Source organism: Micromonospora sp. DT201 (assembly GCF_049841575.1).
Lineage (GTDB): Bacteria > Actinomycetota > Actinomycetes > Mycobacteriales > Micromonosporaceae > Micromonospora.
Genome location: NZ_JBNCKP010000105.1, coordinates 1 through 288, shown reverse-complemented (window position 1 = coordinate 288; position 288 = coordinate 1). Strand labels below are relative to the sequence as shown.

Genomic DNA, 288 nt, shown 5'->3' with positions numbered 1-288 from the left:
TGCGCGAGCGAGCCAGTCGCGGTCGAGCCGCGTTGCGCCGGCACCCGCACCAACCCACGCAACAACGCCGGCAACATGCCCACCCGCGCCTGCGACCGCAACGCATCCAGGTCCAAACGCACCGGCACCAACAGACCGGCATCCACCCGCAGCGACTGGTCGAACAACTCCAGACCAAGCTCGTTCGACAACGCACCAACGCCGGTGCGCCCCAGGCGGGCCAGGTCCGCGTCGCCGAGTTCACCGGTCATCCCCGTGGCATCCGCCCACAAACCCCACGCCAGTGAC

At 69.4% G+C, this 288-nt stretch carries 1 protein-coding gene; it reads right to left on the bottom strand.

Going from position 1 to position 288, the window contains the following annotated elements; translation table 11 throughout:
* A partial coding sequence (locus tag ACLQ28_RS34610) for a hypothetical protein (protein ID WP_425690463.1) occupies window positions 1-251 on the bottom strand: 251 nt, incomplete at its 3' end.
* Between the last annotated feature and the right edge of the window lie 37 nt (window positions 252-288).